The organism is Arcobacter cryaerophilus gv. crypticus (assembly GCF_002993025.1).
Lineage (GTDB): Bacteria > Campylobacterota > Campylobacteria > Campylobacterales > Arcobacteraceae > Aliarcobacter > Aliarcobacter cryaerophilus_B.
Genome location: NZ_NXGI01000009.1, coordinates 10,200 through 28,315, shown reverse-complemented (window position 1 = coordinate 28,315; position 18,116 = coordinate 10,200). Strand labels below are relative to the sequence as shown.

21 protein-coding genes are annotated in these 18,116 nt (G+C 26.4%); 16 read left to right on the top strand and 5 right to left on the bottom strand.

From position 1 onward, the window contains the following. The first annotated feature begins 21 nt into the window (after nt 1-21). From CJ670_RS04955 to CJ670_RS04920, 8 genes are read left to right on the top strand one after another with little or no spacing between them, the layout of a single operon-like run. Nucleotides 22-1,029, top strand: coding sequence for a glycosyltransferase family 9 protein (locus CJ670_RS04955; protein WP_105939086.1), 1,008 nt, complete (start codon nt 22-24; stop codon nt 1,027-1,029). A 35-nt stretch (nt 1,030-1,064) separates the two neighbouring features. Beyond that, complete coding sequence (gene rfbA, locus CJ670_RS04950) at nt 1,065-1,955, top strand: glucose-1-phosphate thymidylyltransferase RfbA (RefSeq protein ID WP_105939085.1); 891 nt, start codon at nt 1,065-1,067, stop codon at nt 1,953-1,955. Continuing rightward, on the top strand, nt 1,955-2,560 hold the full coding sequence (gene rfbC / locus CJ670_RS04945; protein WP_105939084.1) for a dTDP-4-dehydrorhamnose 3,5-epimerase: 606 nt from the start codon (nt 1,955-1,957) through the stop codon (nt 2,558-2,560). The genes rfbA and rfbC overlap by 1 nt, the downstream gene beginning before the upstream one ends. Beyond that, nucleotides 2,553-3,455 carry a dTDP-4-dehydrorhamnose reductase gene (gene rfbD, locus CJ670_RS04940; protein ID WP_105939083.1) on the top strand — a complete coding sequence of 301 codons (903 nt, stop codon included), beginning with the start codon at nt 2,553-2,555 and terminating at the stop codon, nt 3,453-3,455. Before rfbC ends, rfbD begins: the two co-directional genes overlap by 8 nt. Beyond that, on the top strand, nt 3,452-4,018 hold the full coding sequence (locus CJ670_RS04935) for an ORF6N domain-containing protein (protein WP_105939082.1): 567 nt from the start codon (nt 3,452-3,454) through the stop codon (nt 4,016-4,018). Before rfbD ends, CJ670_RS04935 begins: the two co-directional genes overlap by 4 nt. Next, entirely contained in the window at nt 4,008-5,099 is a 1,092-nt protein-coding gene (gene rfbB, locus CJ670_RS04930; RefSeq protein ID WP_105939081.1) for a dTDP-glucose 4,6-dehydratase, read from the top strand. Before CJ670_RS04935 ends, rfbB begins: the two co-directional genes overlap by 11 nt. Beyond that, nucleotides 5,096-6,172, top strand: a complete 1,077-nt coding sequence (locus tag CJ670_RS04925) for a glycosyltransferase (RefSeq protein WP_228154203.1) — start codon at nt 5,096-5,098, stop codon at nt 6,170-6,172. Before rfbB ends, CJ670_RS04925 begins: the two co-directional genes overlap by 4 nt. Next, a complete protein-coding gene (locus CJ670_RS04920; RefSeq protein WP_105939080.1) occupies nt 6,169-7,395 on the top strand; it encodes an O-antigen ligase family protein in 1,227 nt (408 codons plus the stop codon). Before CJ670_RS04925 ends, CJ670_RS04920 begins: the two co-directional genes overlap by 4 nt. Here the strand turns inward: CJ670_RS04920 and CJ670_RS04915 are convergent. Together CJ670_RS04915 and CJ670_RS04910 are read right to left on the bottom strand one after the other, a co-directional pair. Then, nucleotides 7,389-8,216 (bottom strand): glycosyltransferase, encoded by an 828-nt coding sequence (locus tag CJ670_RS04915; RefSeq protein ID WP_105939079.1) that lies wholly within the window; start codon nt 8,214-8,216, stop codon nt 7,389-7,391. The genes CJ670_RS04920 and CJ670_RS04915 overlap by 7 nt on opposite strands. Next, the gene (locus CJ670_RS04910; RefSeq protein ID WP_105939078.1) at nt 8,206-9,264 is read right to left on the bottom strand and encodes a glycosyltransferase family 4 protein; all 1,059 of its coding nucleotides are present in this window, start codon (nt 9,262-9,264) and stop codon (nt 8,206-8,208) included. The genes CJ670_RS04915 and CJ670_RS04910 overlap by 11 nt, the downstream gene beginning before the upstream one ends. A 113-nt stretch (nt 9,265-9,377) precedes the next feature. Here CJ670_RS04910 and CJ670_RS04905 point away from each other — a divergent pair, with 113 nt between their 5' ends. Genes CJ670_RS04905 through CJ670_RS04870 form a run of 8 tightly spaced genes read left to right on the top strand, consistent with a single transcriptional unit; the run spans nt 9,378 to nt 15,134 of the window. Next, a complete protein-coding gene (locus CJ670_RS04905) occupies nt 9,378-10,127 on the top strand; it encodes a lipopolysaccharide kinase InaA family protein (RefSeq protein WP_105939077.1) in 750 nt (249 codons plus the stop codon). Next, nucleotides 10,117-10,842, top strand: a complete 726-nt coding sequence (locus tag CJ670_RS04900) for a polysaccharide deacetylase family protein (RefSeq protein WP_228154202.1) — start codon at nt 10,117-10,119, stop codon at nt 10,840-10,842. The genes CJ670_RS04905 and CJ670_RS04900 overlap by 11 nt, the downstream gene beginning before the upstream one ends. Continuing rightward, complete coding sequence (locus CJ670_RS04895) at nt 10,839-11,606, top strand: glycosyltransferase family 2 protein (RefSeq protein WP_105939076.1); 768 nt, start codon at nt 10,839-10,841, stop codon at nt 11,604-11,606. The genes CJ670_RS04900 and CJ670_RS04895 overlap by 4 nt, the downstream gene beginning before the upstream one ends. Before the next feature lie 12 nt (nt 11,607-11,618). Then, nucleotides 11,619-11,846, top strand: coding sequence for a hypothetical protein (locus CJ670_RS04890; RefSeq protein ID WP_105912545.1), 228 nt, complete (start codon nt 11,619-11,621; stop codon nt 11,844-11,846). Then, nucleotides 11,830-12,213 carry a type II toxin-antitoxin system VapC family toxin gene (locus CJ670_RS04885; protein ID WP_105939075.1) on the top strand — a complete coding sequence of 128 codons (384 nt, stop codon included), beginning with the start codon at nt 11,830-11,832 and terminating at the stop codon, nt 12,211-12,213. Before CJ670_RS04890 ends, CJ670_RS04885 begins: the two co-directional genes overlap by 17 nt. Then, nucleotides 12,214-13,137: a glycosyltransferase family 9 protein gene (locus CJ670_RS04880; RefSeq protein ID WP_105939074.1), complete on the top strand. Its 924-nt coding sequence runs from the start codon at nt 12,214-12,216 to the stop codon at nt 13,135-13,137. Continuing rightward, nucleotides 13,127-14,197, top strand: coding sequence for a hypothetical protein (locus CJ670_RS04875; protein WP_105939073.1), 1,071 nt, complete (start codon nt 13,127-13,129; stop codon nt 14,195-14,197). The genes CJ670_RS04880 and CJ670_RS04875 overlap by 11 nt, the downstream gene beginning before the upstream one ends. Next, nucleotides 14,190-15,134, top strand: a complete 945-nt coding sequence (locus tag CJ670_RS04870) for a glycosyltransferase family 9 protein (RefSeq protein WP_105939072.1) — start codon at nt 14,190-14,192, stop codon at nt 15,132-15,134. Before CJ670_RS04875 ends, CJ670_RS04870 begins: the two co-directional genes overlap by 8 nt. On the opposite strand, the gene gmhA is transcribed toward CJ670_RS04870, so the two are convergent. The 3 genes from gmhA to rfaD are packed head-to-tail and all read right to left on the bottom strand — an operon-like array spanning nt 15,126 to nt 18,113. After that, nucleotides 15,126-15,692 carry a D-sedoheptulose 7-phosphate isomerase gene (gene gmhA, locus CJ670_RS04865; RefSeq protein ID WP_105939071.1) on the bottom strand — a complete coding sequence of 189 codons (567 nt, stop codon included), beginning with the start codon at nt 15,690-15,692 and terminating at the stop codon, nt 15,126-15,128. The two genes, CJ670_RS04870 and gmhA, sit on opposite strands and share 9 nt — an antisense overlap. After that, nucleotides 15,673-17,109 carry a D-glycero-beta-D-manno-heptose-7-phosphate kinase gene (rfaE1, locus tag CJ670_RS04860; RefSeq protein ID WP_105939070.1) on the bottom strand — a complete coding sequence of 479 codons (1,437 nt, stop codon included), beginning with the start codon at nt 17,107-17,109 and terminating at the stop codon, nt 15,673-15,675. The genes gmhA and rfaE1 overlap by 20 nt, the downstream gene beginning before the upstream one ends. Continuing rightward, nucleotides 17,106-18,113: an ADP-glyceromanno-heptose 6-epimerase gene (gene rfaD / locus CJ670_RS04855; RefSeq protein ID WP_105939069.1), complete on the bottom strand. Its 1,008-nt coding sequence runs from the start codon at nt 18,111-18,113 to the stop codon at nt 17,106-17,108. The genes rfaE1 and rfaD overlap by 4 nt, the downstream gene beginning before the upstream one ends. Between the last annotated feature and the right edge of the window lie 3 nt (nt 18,114-18,116).

Sequence of the window (18,116 nt, the reverse complement as noted above, 5' to 3'; positions counted from 1 at the left end):
TTTTAAAATTAAGGGAAAAATTTGAAGAGTATAAAAAGAATATTGATAATAAGATGTGGAGCTTTAGGCGATTTAGTATATTCTACATCTGTATTAGATGCATTAAGATTGGAGTTTAAAGAAGACTTAACTATTGACTATGTATCAACTCCCGCAGCTTCAAAACTTTTTGAATATGATAAAAGAGTAAATAAAATTTTTCATTTAAAACATAAAAAAATTCCAATAATTTTTAGTTCACAAAAAAAAGCAGTAATAAACCATTCAAAAAAAGAGCCTTATGATATTTTAATAAATTTTGAAATGGGAAAACAATTTAAAAGTTTAGTTGACAAAATTGTTTCAAATAAAAAAGTTGGTTGGTTTTGTGAAGATATTAAAATTACAAAAACTCATATGGTTGAAATTTGTAAAGAGTTTTATTCAAGTCTAATTTCAAAAGAAAATTTAGAGAAATCATTTCCTAAAGTTTTTGGTTCAGATTTTAATGAAATTAAAACTAAATTTAGTTTACCAAATGATTATATTATTGTTAGTCCAAGTAATTCGCATAATAAAAAGAAAAGATTAAATTATAGAGCATGGCCTCATAAAAATTGGAAAGAGTTTTTAAATTTAATTCCAAAAGATACTAATATTATTTTAATTGGTGCAAAAGGAGAAGAAGATTTTTTTGAACCTCTTAAACCTTATAACAAAAATATTATAGATTTAGTAGAAAAAATAACAATTTCTGAAATGGTTAGTATTATTAAACAAGCAAAAGCTTTGATTGTAACTGATACAGGAACAGCTCATATAGCATCCGCAGTTAATACTCCAGTTTTTTGTCTAATAGGACCAACTCCTCGTGAGCAAACAGGACCATATAAAACACCTTTTAACGAAGTTCATATTGTAAACGCTGGATTATCTTGTAGTCCTTGTTATAAAACAGAAGTTATGAAAGCTTGTAAGGATAATATTTGTATGAAGGATATTAAACCTTCAAATGTTTTTGATTTATTAAATCAAGCTAAGATATTGTAGAATAATAGCCAAATTATTTTAGGGAGACAGATAATATGAAAGGTATAATATTAGCAGGAGGAAGTGGAACAAGACTTTATCCCATCACAAAAGGTGTTTCAAAACAACTTGTACCCATCTATGATAAACCTATGATTTATTATCCATTGTCTGTTTTAATGCTTGCAGGTATTAAAGAAATTCTTATTATTACAACTCCTCAAGATCAACCTAGTTTTATAAATCTTTTAGGAGATGGAAGTGAACTTGGTATGAGATTTGAATATGTAGTTCAACCAAGTCCAGATGGACTAGCGCAAGCGTTTATTCTTGGTGAAAAATTCCTTGATGGAGATGATGCTTGTTTGGTTCTTGGAGATAATATATTTTATGGTCATGGTCTAACAGAACTTTTAGCTAAAAGTATAAAAAATATTAAAGATGAAAATAAAGCAACTGTATTTGGATACTATGTAAGAGACCCACAGAGATATGGAGTTGCAGAGTTTAATGATAGTGGTGATGTAATATCTCTTGAAGAAAAACCAACAAACCCAAAATCAAACTACGCAGTTGTAGGATTATATTTTTACCCAAATGATGTAGTAAAAAAAGCTAAAGATGTAAAACCTAGCCATAGAGGTGAGCTTGAAATCACAACTTTAAATCAAGATTATCTAAATGAAAATAGATTAAAAGTAGAACTAATGGGAAGAGGATACGCATGGCTTGATACTGGAACTCATGAATCACTTCTTGAAGCTAGTAGCTTTATTCAAACAATAGAAAATAGACAATCTTTAAAAGTAGCATGTCTTGAAGAAATAGCCTATGAAATGGGATATATAAGTAAAGAAAAACTACTAGAACTAGCAGAGCCTTTAAAAAAGAATCAATATGGTCAATATTTAATCTCTAGAGCAAATCAACCAAGAAGAATGAAATAATGCAATTTACAAGAACAGCTATTCCTGATGTAGTAATAATAGAACCAAAAGTTCATGGAGATTCTAGAGGATACTTTGTAGAGACTTTTAGGCAAGACAAACTAGAAGAGTTTTTGGGATATCTTCCCAACGGGCAGCAAGGAACGAAGCTGAAAATAAATTTTTGTCAAGATAATGAATCAAAAAGCTCTAAAGGAGTTTTAAGAGGTCTTCACTATCAACTTCCACCTCATGCTCAAACAAAACTTGTACGAGTAATTCAAGGAAGAGTTTTAGATGTTGCAGTTGATATACGAAAAAACTCTCCTACATTTGGACAACATGTAGCTGTAGAATTAAGTGCAGATAATAAAAAACAACTACTTATCCCGCGAGGCTTTGCTCATGGATTTGTTGTACTTGAAGATGATACAATCTTTGCATATAAAGTAGATAACTATTATAGTCCACAGTGTGATAGAGGAATAGCCTTTGATGATAAAGATTTAAATATAGATTGGATTTTAAATCATGATGAACTAAACCTATCGGCAAAAGATACAACTCAAGCAAAACTAAATGAAACAAATGACTTATTTGAATTTGGAGTAAACTATTATGCCTAATTTAGGAACTGAGACTTTAGTCTCAGCAAATATAAATGTTTTAGTAACAGGTTCAAACGGACAAGTTGGATCTGAAATAAAAGAGCTTTCTACAAATTACTCTTATAATTTCTATTTTACAACAAGAATTGATTTTGATATCACAAATAAAGAAAATATAAGAAATTTTTGTAATGAAAATAATATAAATGTGATTATAAACTGTGCAGCTTATACAGCAGTGGATAAAGCTGAAAGTGATATTGAAAATGCAGATTTAGTAAATAGAAAAGCTGTAAAAAAACTCTCAATTGTAGCAAAAGAGTTAAATATAAAATTAATTCATATCTCTACAGATTATGTATTTGATGGAAAAAATCATAAACCATATGTTGAAGAGTTTCAAACAAACCCACAATCAGTTTACGGTAAAACAAAACTGACGGGTGAAAATGAGCTCTTAGATATAAATCCATTAAACTCTATAATTATACGAACTTCATGGGTTTATTCATACTATGGAAATAACTTTGTAAAAACAATGCTTCGATTAGGAAAAGAGAAAGAAGAACTAGGTGTAATATTTGATCAAGTTGGAACTCCCACTTATGCCGCACATTTAGCAAAAACAATATTAGACATAATTCCACAAATAAAAAACTCAAAAGTAGAAATATATAACTACTCAAATGAAGGAGTTCTGTCTTGGTATGATTTTGCAAAAGAGATTATGAAAATGGCAAAGTTAGATTGTAAAATAAATCCAATAGAGACATTTCAATATCCAACTCCTGCAAAGAGACCACACTTTTCACTATTAAATAAAAGTAAGATAAAATCTAAATTCAATTTAGAAATACCATACTGGAAAGATGGACTTGATGATTGCTTAAGAAGACTTGGGGAGAGAAGATGAATATAATATCACACACTTCAATTGATAATAAAATTATAGAGTTACGAGAAAAATTTGTTATCATTGATAGAGATGTGGCTGAACTTTATGGAGTTGAAACAAAAAGGGTCAATGAAGCAGTAGCAAATAATTCTGATAAATTCCCAAATGACTATATGTTTGAGCTTACTAAAGATGAAAAAATAAATGTGGTCGAATATTTCGACCACCTCCAACCTATAAAGTATTCTCCGTATCTTCCAAAAGCTTTTACAAAAAAAGGTCTTTGGATGTTAGCAACAATACTTTCAAGTAAACAAGCAAAAGAGACAACTTTTTTGATAATAGAAACATTTGACAAAATAGATAATCTGAAATACAATCTAAAACAACTTGAAACAACAAAAGATAATAAACTAAAAGAACAACTATCTAAAAAAAGTGGAGAGATTATAGCTGAACTTTTAGAAGTTCCAGAAGAATATGATACGGACACTGAAACTTCTGTAGAAGTAAATTTTGGGTTACTTAAATATAAAAGAACTGTAAAAAGAATACATAAAAAGGAAAATGATGTTCAATAACAAAAATAAAACAATACTACTTACAGGATGTGCTGGATTTATAGGTTCAAACTTTGTACCATATTTCCTAGATAAGTATTCAAATTATAATCTAGTAAATCTAGACCTTTTAACTTATGCAGGAGATTTGGAAAATCTAAAAGAGTGTGAAAATAATCCTAACTATAAATTTATAAAAGGTGATATCTGTAATAGAGAATTAGTAGAGTTTATATTTGCTGAATATGATATCTCTGGTGTAATTCACTTTGCAGCTGAATCTCATGTGGATAACTCTATTAAAAATCCAGGAGTATTTGTACAAACAAATGTAAATGGGACTTTTACTTTGATTGATGTAGCTTATAAATACTGGATGAATAAACCATTTGTTTATAAAGAAAAATACGGAAATGCAAGATTTCATCATATCTCAACAGATGAAGTATATGGAACACTAAGCCTAAATCCAAATGATTTATTTACTGAAACTACACCTTACGCTCCAAATTCTCCATATTCAGCCTCTAAAGCTTCAAGTGATATGATTATTAGAGCTTATAATGAAACATATGGATTAAATACAGTTATCACAAACTGCTCAAATAACTATGGACCAAAACAACATGATGAAAAACTAATTCCTACAATTATAAGAAATGCACTTAAACAAAACCCAATCCCAATATATGGTGATGGGAAAAATATAAGAGATTGGTTATATGTACTTGATCACTGTAAAGGTATAGACCTTGTTTATCATAAAGGTAATAAAGGAGAGACATATAATATCGGTGGAAGAAATGAGAGAACGAATCTGCAAATAGTAGATAGAATTTGCCAAATTTTAGATGAAAAAGTACCATTATCGGAAATGGGACTTCAGTCTCATCAAAAAGCTGAGGATAAATCCTTCGTTCCAAATATAAAAAGTTATAAAGAACTTATTACTTTTGTAGAAGATAGAGCAGGACATGATAGAAGATACGCAATAGATGCAACAAAGCTTGAAAATGAACTTGGTTGGAAAGCGGATGAAAACTTTGATAGTGGAATTGTGAAAACTATTGAGTGGTATTTGAGTAAGTATCTAGTAGTATGAATCCTAATAACAAAAAAAATATTTCAATTATTTGTTTATCATCAAATTTTGGTGGTATGGAGATTGATGCTATTAAGTTAGCAAATAAACTATCACCCTATTATAAAGTATTTTTAATAACAAAAAAGAATGGTTTTATTGCACAAAATTTTGATAATTATTTTTCAAAAAATATAAATGTATCTTTAGAAGCTATCAAATTTAAATCTTCATTATCTTTAAATATTATAAAAAAAACTAGAGATATTATCATAAAAAATAGTATAAAAAATGTTATATTTTTTGGTGCTAGTGAATTAAAATCTTTATATTTTTCTTTTTTAGGATTTGATATAAATTTAATAGTTAGGCATGGAACAACAAAATCAACTCCTAAAAAAGATTGGTTTCATAGATTGATATATAGCAAAGTAAATTATCATGTTTCAATATGTAAACATATACAGAAAAATGTAGATTATATTATTCCTTTTGGTAAAAATTCAAAGTCTAAATTGATATACTCTTCTGTAAAAAATATAAATATAGTTAAAAAAGAAAAAAATGATAAGCTAACTCTTCTTCATACTGGAAGAATTGCAAATGGTAAAGGTCAAATAGATGCTATAAAAGCTTGTTCTATTTTAGTTGAAAATAATATAGATTTTATTTTTTATATAGTTGGAGGATTTGAAAAAGGTTATGAAACGGAATTTTTAAATTTTTATAATACTATTGAATATAGAGATAAAATAATTTTAGTTGGATTTTCAAATGAAATAGCAAGATATCTAGAAAAATCAGATATTTTTATTTTTCCTAGTTATGGTGAAGGTTTTGGAAATTCATTTATAGAGGCTGTTAGAAGTGGTTTGGATTGTATTTCTTACTCAAATACATCATTTATAGAATTCAAGGAAATTGGTTTAGATTTTGAAATAGTGGAAGATAAAAATATTGAAAAATTAAAAGAAACTCTTTTAAAAATTTCAAAAAAAGAAGTTATTTTTGATACAGAAAGAAATAAAAATATTATTAATGATTATTTTTCTGAAGAAAAAGAGATAAAAGAATATTTAAGGATACTGAAATGATTAATTTTAAACAAAAATTTGAAATTATGGATTATAATAAATTTATAAACTATTTTATAATTTTATATTCTTTTTGTCTTCCTATATCAAAAGCTGGAACAACTTTTTCGGCAATTTGTTTAATTCTTTTATGGTGTATTGAAGGTAATTTTAAAGCAAAAATTAGTCTTATAAGATTAAATAAATTTATGATTGTTTTAGGATTATTCCTTCTTCTTTCTTTTTTATCTATTTTTTGGAGTTCAGATATAAATTTTTATTCTGATTATATGAGAAAATATTGGCATTTTTTAATCATTCCTATTATTTATACATCTTTAAATAAAAATTATATAAAGCATGTTTTTTCAGCTTTTTTAATTGGAATGTTTTTAAGTGAAATAGTATCTTATGGAATATTTTTTGAATTTTGGACAAAAGAAGGAGTATCTCCGAGTGATCCAAGCCCATTTATGGATCATACAAATTATAGTATATATTTAGCTTTTACAGTTTTTATTTTAATGCATAGAATTATTTTTGAACAAGAGTTAAAAATGAGATTAATGTATAGTTTATTCATGTTGTTTTCAATGTCGAATATGTTAATAAATGGTGGAAGAACTGGTCAAGTTGCTTTTTTTGCTACTTTATTTATCGTTGCATTTTTAAATATAAAAAATAAACTTAAAGCAATAATTTGCTCTATGACTTTTGTGATTATTATATTTACTTCTGCTTATAATGTAAGTCCAGTATTTCATGATAGAATGAACTATGCTTTTCAAGATATAGAAAAAATGATTAATGATAATGATTTTACAAATTCATTTTCCATAAGAGTTTCTTTATGGATCATAGGGCTAGAACAATTTATTGATAATTCTTTTATTGGTACTGGAATTGGAGATGAGGCTATAGGTATACAAAAATATATAGAAAAATATAACTTTGTATATTATGATAATTTTAAAGATAATTATATAGATTATCATAATGCCTATGTTCAATATTCAGTTCAACTAGGAATATTTGGGTTTGTTCTATTTATTTTATTATTTTTAAATCTTTTAAAATTAAAATTCAAATCTATTATTTATAGAAATCTAAATATTACATTTGTTTGTTTATATTTATTACTATCAAGCGTTGGATTAAGTTTACATATTATGGCTTCAATGACTTTATTTGCATTATTTAGTGGATTATTTAATGCTATATCACGATTTGAAACTAGTCAGTGAGAAGATAATCCAGATGTACATATAAATTTATTATTTAATTTATTTACTTTAAATATTTCAAGATATTGATTTGTATTGATTCTATTTCTAAAGCTTCTTGAGTGATAAAGATGAAATACATTTGCCACATTCTTAGCTGACTTTATTTTACAACCAAGAGCTTTAAATCTCCATTCTAAATCTGTATCATCTCCTATTGCAGTTTCACCATATCCTTCATCATAACCATTTATTGCAATAATATCTTTTTTTAAGCAAGCATAATTACATCCTAAAATTGAAGTGCTAGCTTTTCTATTTTTGATAAATTTATTGTATATCAATCCATCTGCTGGAAAATAAAATCCATCTTCACTGTGCCCTTCTTTACAATCTATTGCAATCAATAGATATCTCAATAAAAAAGTGTTTTCAAGGTCTAAAGGAGATAGAATTTTATTTCTTAGTTTTTGTGAATATTTAGGTCCAAGATTTACTCTTCTTCCACTTATTATAAATCCATCTTGTGATAGTTTTACATAAGATTCTATAAAAGTACTATAAGGAATACAGTCTCCATCAATAAAAATTAAAAGCTCACCATCACTAGCAAGAATACCATTATTTAAGGATCTTGTTTTTCTAATACCTATATCTTCCTGAGTAGTATGCTTAATATCTAATCCTTGAATGGAATTGACAAAATGTTTCATTTTTTCATCTTGCCCATCTTCTGCAATAATAACTTCAAAATTTTTATATGTTTGATTTTTTAAAGACTCAATTATAAGTTCAAGTGCTTCTACATCTTTATAAACCGCAATAATAACACTAACTTTCATGTGCTCTCTCCAAAATATTTTTTATCTCTTCAAACTGTTTTTCACTATCAAAAACCTCATTAGCCTTAATCTTACAATTTAAAGCTAATCTTTCTTTTATTTTTTCATCTTCTATAATCAAAGATAATTTTTCATATAAACTATCACTATTCATACTTTCAAACAAAAGTCCAGTTTTTTTATCATCTATTATTTCAAGAGGTCCACCTTGATTACTTCCTAAAACACAAATTCCAGATTTCATAGCTTCAATAAGCACAAGCCCAAAAGTCTCTTTTTTTGTTGCTAAAACTACACAATCTGAAATTTGTATAAAATCAGTAGGGTTAGAAACAAAGCCTGTAAATATATCATTTGGATAGTTGTTTTTTAGATTATTAAAATAGCTTTCATTCATATAGTGACCAACGACTAAAGTTTTTATTTTTATACCACTTTTTCGCAAATTCTCAACAGCTTGTAAAACTATATGCTGTCCTTTTGCTTCTTCAATCCTTCCAACTATAGAAACTATAAATTCATCAGTGATATTAAAAGATTTTTTTAAACTATTTTTTTCTTCATTGCTTAAAAGTTTAGGAGTATTTGCTCCAATATATGAAGTCTCTATTTTAGGTCTTATATCTTTTGGGATAAACTTTTCTAGTTGTTCTTTTACTAGATTTGTAACAGCAATTATCATATCTATATTTTTATATAAAAACTTATGATAAAAATCACTTTTAAATCTTGTCATATGCATATGTCTAGTTTGAACAATTTTTGGTTTTCTTTTTGAAAGAAATTTTGCAAAAACAACCGTTGGAATATCTTTTGTCCAGTGAAGATGCACTATATCAATTTCTTCTTTATCTATGATACGAGCTAGTTTAAAAAAGCTATATCTTGAAAGCTCAAAATAATTTACTTTTTCATTTTCAAATACACTTTTTAACTTTGATTTTTTATTTATTACAGCATTTGAATTTAAATATTTAGTTATATTTTTCATATACAATTCAAGTCCACCTAAATCAGGAGAAAGACAAACTTCTAAAACTTTTTTCATAGAACTCTTTGTTTATTAATTTTAAGGACATATTCTACTTTTTTAGTAGTTAAATCCAAATTAAATGCTTTTTTGGCTAAAATCTTAACTATCAAAAAAGAAAAAGGTAAAAATTGTCAAACTATAAATTTATTTTAAATGAAGAATTCAAAAAATTTGAATCTTTTTTATGCAATATAAAACAATTTTTCAAAGAAAATTCAAATACCATACACAAAGCTAGAAATGAACTAAAAGTTATAGAGCATGAAAATAAAAAGCTAGTTGTGAAATATTTTAAAATACCACATTTTATAAATAAAATTGTATATACATTTTTCAAAAAATCAAAAGCACAAAAATCTTATGAGTATGCTCTAAAAATTAAAGAGTTTACACCAAAACCTATAGGATATATAGAGTTTTACAAAATGGGTTTGTTAAATGAGAGCTATTTTGTAAGTGAAAAATTTGAATATGATTTTACTATTAGAGAGCCACTTTTAGATATAAATTTTCCAAATAAAAATGAGATTTTGAAAGCTTTTGCAAAATTTACATTTGATTTACACCAAGCTGGGATTTTTCACTTTGATTATAGTCCTGGAAATATATTAATAAAAAAAGAGAATGATAATTTTATTTTTCAAATTGTAGATATAAATAGAATGAAATTTTTTGATTTAGAGCTAAATGATAGACTTAAAAACTTCTCTAAACTTTGGGCAAAAGATGAGGATTTGGAAGTTGTTATAAAAGAGTATGCAAGACTTTTACAAAAAGATGAAAAAGAGCTAGTTTCTAAAGCTTTAGCTTTTTCCCATAATCATAAAGCAAAAATAAATTTCAAAAAAAGATTAAAAGGAAAAAAAGTTGTTGATTAGTATTATGTATCATCATGTGAATAGTGATAGATGTTCAAATGATTTAGCAATTTTTGAAGAGCATCTAAAACATATAAAAAACAATTTCAAAACTATTTTTCCAGGTGAAAAAATAACTGAAAAAAGTGTTTGTTTAACTTTTGATGATGCTTATGCTGATTTTTATTTTTTAATTTTTCCACTTTTGAAAAAGTATAATCTAAAAGCACTTTTGGCAATTCCTTCAAAATATATTTTAGATGACACAGATGAGTTAGCAGAAAGTAGAATGAATTTTGAACACAATGATTTGTTTCAAAATTATCAAAAAGCTACATTTTGCACATATAAAGAGTTAAAAAAGATGCAAGAAAGTGGTTTAGTTGTTTTTGGTTCACATTCACATTCTCATATAAATTTGCTAGAAGGAAATGTTGATTTAGATTTAGAGTTAAGAGTTTCAAAAGAGATTTTAGAAGATAAATTAAATACAAAAATAGAGAGTTTTGTATTCCCTTTTGGAAAATACAATCAAAACATTTTAAAAGAAGCAAAAAAATACTATAAATACAATTTCAGAATTGGAAATGCAATACATAAAGATTTTAGCGGAATTAATGGAGCGATTTATAGAGTTGATGGAGATGATTTAAAAACTCCTTATGAAATATTTAAAACTACAAAACTATTAAAATATAAATTTAAAGGTTTAGTAAAAAGATTGGGTCAAAAATGAATATTAGTGTAGTTGTATTAGCAAAAAACAATGAAAAAACTATAGAAAATAGCTTAAAAAGTTTAGTAGATTTTGATGATGTCGTTGTTTATGACAATGGCTCAACAGATGGAACTATAAGTATTGTAAAAGGTTTTTCAAATGTAAATTTAATACAAGGTGAGTTTAAAGGTTTCGGCTGGACTAAAAATCATGCAACTTCTTTTGCTATAAATGATTGGATTTTGATAATTGATAGTGATGAAGTAGTTGATAGTGAGCTTTTAAAAGAGTTGAAAAATAAAAAACTTGATGAAAAAACCGTTTATAAACTTAATTTTAAAGCTTTCTACAAAGATATTCAAGTAAAACATTGCGGATGGAATAATCAAAAAATCAAAAGATTGTACAACAAAAATATAACCTCTTATAACTCAAATGATGTTCATGAAGATATTATAACAGATGGCTTAAACATAGAAGAGTTAAAAGGAAATGTTGAACACTATAGCTATCATACAATTTCAGAATTTATAATAAAAGCAGATAGATACTCTACTCTTTTTGCTACAAATAATGTTGGTAAAAAATCTTCAAGTCCAGTAAAAGCTTTTTCAAATAGTATATATTCATTTTTTAGAACATATATTTTAAAACAGGGATTTAGAGATGGTTATGTGGGACTTGTAATTGCCTTTTCTCATATGGTTACAAATTTTTATAAATATATAAAGCTTTATGAGAAGAATTTAGAACTTAAAAATAGATATAATGATAAAAAATAAAAGGAGTATGAAATGATTAGAGAAATTGTTACCCCAACTAATACAAATTTTACTTTAAAAATTCCAAAAGAGTATGTAAACAGACAAGTAGAGATTTTGATTTTACCTTTATTTAATGAGAATAAAATAAAAAAAACAAAAATCTTAGAAGTTTTTTCTAGAACAGCTGGAATATTAAAAGATAAAAAAATAGACCCATTAAAATGGCAAAGAGAGATAAGAAGTGATAGAAAAATCTAAAAAATATTTAATAGATTCAAATATCATAATTTATCATTTAAATGGCGAAAAAATGGCTATGGATTTTTTAGAGAACTATTTTGAAGAATCTTGTATTTCAAGATTGACTGTTTTAGAAGTATTATCTTTTGATTTTAGCGATGAAGATGAAAAATATGTTTTAAAAATGCTTAATAGCTTTGAAATTATTGATACAAATGAGAAGATTATTTTACAATCATTAAAGAATAGAGAATATAAAAAAATAAAATTAGTTGATAATATAATTGCTTCAACTGCTCAAATAAATAATTTAATTTTGGTAACTAGAAATGAAAAAGATTTTAAAAATATAAAAATAGATATTTTAAATATATTTGGAAAATAGATGAATTTACTTATAACAAGACATGATAAAATAGGGGATTTTGTAGTTACCTTACCACTTTTTAAAGCTATAAAAGAGCAGTACCCTGATACAAAAATTACAGCTTTGGTTTCAAAAATAAATTATAAATTTGCAAAAGATATTGAGTTTATAGATGATGTTATTTTATATAATAAAAAGGATTTTCCTAGAACTTTGGAAGAGATAAAATCTAAAAATTTTGATGCAAGTATTAGTGCATATATAGATACTCAATTAGGAAAAATACTTTATAAAAGTGGAATTAAAAAAAGGGTTGCACCAGCAACAAAACTAGCACAATTTTTCTTTAACAAACGAATAAGACAAAGAAGAAGTAAAGCTATAAAAACAGAGTGGCAATATAATCTTGATTTAGCAAAGGCAATTTTTCCAGAAATTAAGCTTGATTTTATAAAACCACTTTTAAATATTAAAGAAAAAAAAGAGAAAAGAGTTATTTTTCACACTGGATTTGGTGGTAGTAGTGATGGAAATTTAAGAATTGATGATTATATAAATTTGGCACGAAGTATTAAAAATAGTGAGTATGATATAGTTTTTTCTTTTGGTCCAGATGATGAGAAATCAAAAGATTATATTGAGGCTCATTTAGATTTTGAAGCATATATTTATGAGTCAAAAGTTACTTTGATGGATTTTGCAAAATATATAGCAAAAAGTAAAATATTTATAAGCACTTCAACAGGACCTATGCATCTTGCAGGTGCAACAAATACTATGACTTTGTCTTTTTTTGGAGATAGCCTATTTGCAAGTAGTAAAAGATGGGCAACAGTAAGTGATGAAAAAAATCAAAATAACTTTATGATAAACAAAAATTATACAAAAGAACAATATTTGGAAATTGAGAATAGATTAAAAGAGATTTTGGATGTCAAATAAACATTTTATTTGGGACAATTATTCAGATCAACCGCAAGTTATAAAAGATAGGGCTTTTAAAAAAGCTATGAGAAAAAAAGAATTTAAAGACAATTTAAAACTACTTTTTACTTCTATTTTTATTCTTCCTATTTCAATAATTTTTATGAAATTTTTTAAAGGAAGAGTTAAAACTTCAAATATAGATTTTATAGGTCTTGGAGTAAATCTTGATAAAGAAAATGGCAATAATATTCAGCAAGAGTTAGTTGAAGAGTTGGGTGTTAGAAATCTTATTATACGAGTTCCACTTTGTGATATAAAAAATATTGATTTATATTTTGAGTTTGCAAATAGTTTTAATCAAAATAATAGAAAAAATATTTTAATAAATGTGATTCAAGATAGATTAAATATTGAAAATAGGGAACTTTTAGAAAAAAATATTAGTTTAATTTTTGAAAAATTTAAAGATATATCAAATGAGTTTCAAATAGGAACTACAATAAATAGATTAAAATGGGGTTTCTTTAGTACTTTAGAATTTATGAATTTTTATATGGTAGCTTCCAAAATAAAAGAAGAAAAATACCAAAATATTAAGCTTTTAGGACCATCTGTGATAGATTTTGAGTACTATTATAATGCAAGAGCTATGTTTAATTTCAAAAAAATAAAATATGATATAACTTCGGCTTTGCTTTATGTAGATAGAAGAGGTGCTCCACAAAATAGTCAATATGGAATATTTGACTTAAGAAATAAAATAGATATGCTTTTTTCACTTGTAAAACTAAGTCCAAAAACTTCAAGTGATGATATTTATATTACAGAAGTTAATTGGCCAATCTCAAATACAGCTCCATACGCACCTACGAGTGAAAAAGAGTGTGTTAGTTGTGAAGATTATACAAAATATATGTTGGATTATTTTAAAATTGCACGTGATTCAAAAAAAATAAAAAAAGTTTTCTGGCATCAGCTACTTGCTCCTGGATATGGTTTGGTTGATAATAGAGATGGAAAAATTGTAAAATACCCACAATTTTATGCTTTTAAGGAAATGTTAAAAAATGGTTAAAAAAATATTTATAGAAATTCCTTCATGGCTAGGTGATGCAATTATGGCAACACCAGCTATACAAAATATAATAAAAACATATCCAGATGCTAAAATCACACTTCTAGGTTCATATGTATCTACACAAGCTTTTAGCAACTATCCAAATATTGAAAAAATTATAGTTGATGATACAAAAAAAGATGGCAATAGATATAAAAATTTAATAAATCTTGCAAAATCTATTGGAAAAATTGATTTAGCAATCTCTTTTAGAAGAAGTTTCTCTTCAAAATTCATGATGTTTTTTATAAAATCAAAAAATAAATTCAATTACAAAAGACTTACAAAACAAGAGATTCATCTAGCTATTCGTTATAATGATTTTGTAAACAAAATTTTAAAATTAAAAAACGAAGTAGGGGATTTAAAACTATATTTTAAACCATTTTCATATGCAAAACCAACTTTAGGAATAAATCCAGGTGCAACTTATGGAAGTGCAAAAAGATGGTACCCACAAGAGTTTGCAAAAGTTGCAATAAGCTTAGCTTCAAAATACAATATTGTAATTTTTGGCGGACCAGCTGAAACTGATATTGCAAAAGATATTGAAGATATATTAATAAAAAATGGTATATCAAATTATCAAAATTTATCTGGACTAACAACAATTCCAGAGCTTATAGAAAAAATTGCAGGATTAGATTTGTTTATTACAAATGATAGTGGACCTATGCACATTGCTGCTGCTTATAAAGTAAAAACTGTATCAATTTTTGGACCTACAAAGTTTACAGAGACAAATCAATGGAGAAATGATAAAAATGGATTAATAGTGACAAAGAACTTAGATTGTGCACCATGTATGAAAAGAGAGTGTCCTCTAAAACATCACAACTGTATGAAAAAAGTCACAGCAGATGATGTTTTAAAAGCAATTACAAAATTAGCTTAATTCATTATCAATTATCTGACAAATTGTATGTGCAAATAAAATATGCATTTCTTGAATTCTAGGAGTATCATTTGATGGAACAACTAAGTTTACATCGCAAAGTTCATTCATAGCTCCACCATCACGCCCTGTTAATCCTAAAGTTTTACATCCTATTTCTCTTGCCACTTTTAAAGCATTTATTACATTAGAAGAGTTTCCAGAAGTTGAAATTCCTATTAATAAATCACCTTTTTGTGCCAAAGCTTCAACTTGTCTATCAAAAACTCTATCATAACCATAATCATTTCCAATAGCTGTTAATGCGCTTGTATCAGTTGTAAGTGCAATTCCAGGAAGTCCACGTCTTTCAGTTTTATATCTTCCTGTAAGTTCTGCAGCAATATGCTGTGCATCAGCTGCACTTCCACCATTTCCACAAAGTAAAATTTTATTTCCAGCTCTTAAAGTTTCAACTGCAAGTTTTGAAGCTTCTAAAAGTGGTTCTTGCATAGTTTCTATTACTTTAGCAATTGTCTCTTGATGTGCTAAAAACTCTTTAATTATTGCATTTTGCATCGTTTTGTATCCTTTTTATTGTATTTGTTGTACTTTTCCCATCTACAAATTGAACAAGCTTTAACTCATCTGCTATATCTTGCCCAACAACTTCTTTACCTTCATAATCTCCACCTTTTACTAAAACATGTGGTTTGATTAATTTTATTAATTCATAAGGTGTCTCTTCTTCAAAAATAACTACATAATCAACACTCTCTAAAGAAGCTAAAATATAAGCTCTATCATCTTGAGTGTTTATTGGTCTAGACTCACCTTTTAATTTTCTTACACTACTATCTGCATTTAACCCTAAAATTAAAACATCTCCATAACTTTTTGCAACTTCTAAGTATTTTACATGACCCACATGTAAAATATCAAAACAACCATTTGTAAATACTATTTTTTTACCTTGATTATGTAGTTTTGAAGATAAAGTTTTAATCTCATCAAAAGTTTTTATATGTGAAGTAGAGTTTGATTTGTGTAAACTGTATTCATATTCATAAATTTCATCAAGTGTTGCTGTTGCACTTCCAATTTTTCCTACAACAACTCCAGCTGCTAAATTTGCAAAATATATAGCATCTTTTATATCTAAATCATTTCCTAAAGCAAAAGCAATTGAAGCAATTACTGTATCTCCAGCACCTGTTACATCATAAACTTCTCTTGCAACTGTTGGTTTAATAGTTAAATTATCATCAAAAATTGCAATACCTTGTTCGCTTAAAGTTATTAGAGAAACTTCTAAAGCACATTGATTTTTTAAACTTTTTAAAGCTTCGATTAAAGAATTTTCATCTTTTATATCAATATTTGTAGCTTCCATAGCCTCTTTTTTGTTTGGAGTTAGAGTATATGAACCTTTATATTTACTATAATCTTTTCCTTTTGGGTCAACCAAAATTTTTACACTATGCTTATTTGCAATTTTTATAATCTCTTTTGTTAAACTTGTAGTTAAAACACCTTTTCCATAATCTGATAAAATTATTGAACTATATTTATTTATATTTTTCTCTAAAGTTTGAATAATTTGTTTGTGACTATTTTCATCTATATCATCAATACTTTCCATATCATATCTTAGAACTTGTTGTTGAGATGCTATAAGACGGCTTTTTTTAGAAGTTTGTCGGCTGTTTTCAACCACTAAGTTTGATGTTGGAACATCTATTCTTTCTAATAAATTTTTTAATTCATTTGCAACAGTGTCATTTCCAATTACACTTATTACATCAACTATACTTCCAAGTGTTACTAGATTGTTAATAACATTTCCAGCACCACCTAAAACTGAACTCTCTTTTTTTACATTTACTACTTGAACAGGTGCTTCAGGAGAAATTCTGTCACAGCTTCCCCATAAATAGTGATCAATCATTAGATCACCAATTACAAGAATATTTGGTTTTTTATCTAATTTTATCATTTTAGCTCTTCAGTAAACAATCTTTTAATTTCAGGAATATAAGCTTTTATTCCATCTTCTAAACTAAATCTAGGTTCATAATCTAAAAACTTATTAGTTGTTAAAATATTTGCTTCTGTAAAAAATTGGTAAGAACCAACATAAGGATTTGGTATATACTCTTTTCCCTTATCAATTTCAAGCTCTTTTTGTAAAATAGTTACAATATCTTCAAAACTTCTAGCATTTCCAGTTCCTACATTGTAAACACCTGATTTTTTAGGTTTGCAAGCTTTAATATTTGCTTGAATAATATCTTCAATATAGATAAAATCTCTTAAAATTTTATCGCTTCCTTCAAAAAGTTTTGGAGTAAGTCCTTTTAAAATTTGGTGACCAAATTGTACTACCATTGAAGCTGTTTTATTTTTGAAAAACTCTTTTGGACCATAAACATTAAAATATTTAAGCCCAACAATAGATATTGGTAAATCTTTTTTTAAATATTCGTAAGTAATATTATCCATCATAACTTTTGAAAATCCATAAACATTATTTGGTTTTTCAAAACCAACTTCAAATCTATCACTATCTCCATAAGTTGCAGCACTTGAAGCATAAATCATATTTGCTTTGTGTTTTATTGCAATTTTTAACAAATCTTCATAAGCATTTACATTGGTTTTTATCATAATATCTTGCTCAATTGCCGTTGTATCAGAAATTGCTGCTTGATGAAAGATATAGTCAAATTTGTAATTATTTTCTAGAGATTTTAATAATTTTTTATCATTTATATCTCCACTAATTACTATTCCATTAAAGCCTAAAAGATTTTTAAAGTGACCAAAACTTTTTAAATTTCCATTTGAAAAAGTCTCTGCACTTCTAAAACAATCTAGAACTACTACTTTTGATTCTGGAAAGTTTTTTTGAAAATAAAAAGCCAAATTTGAACCTATAAATCCAGCACCACCAGTTATTAAAATCGTTTTTTTATTAAAATTTATATTGTTATATTTCATATT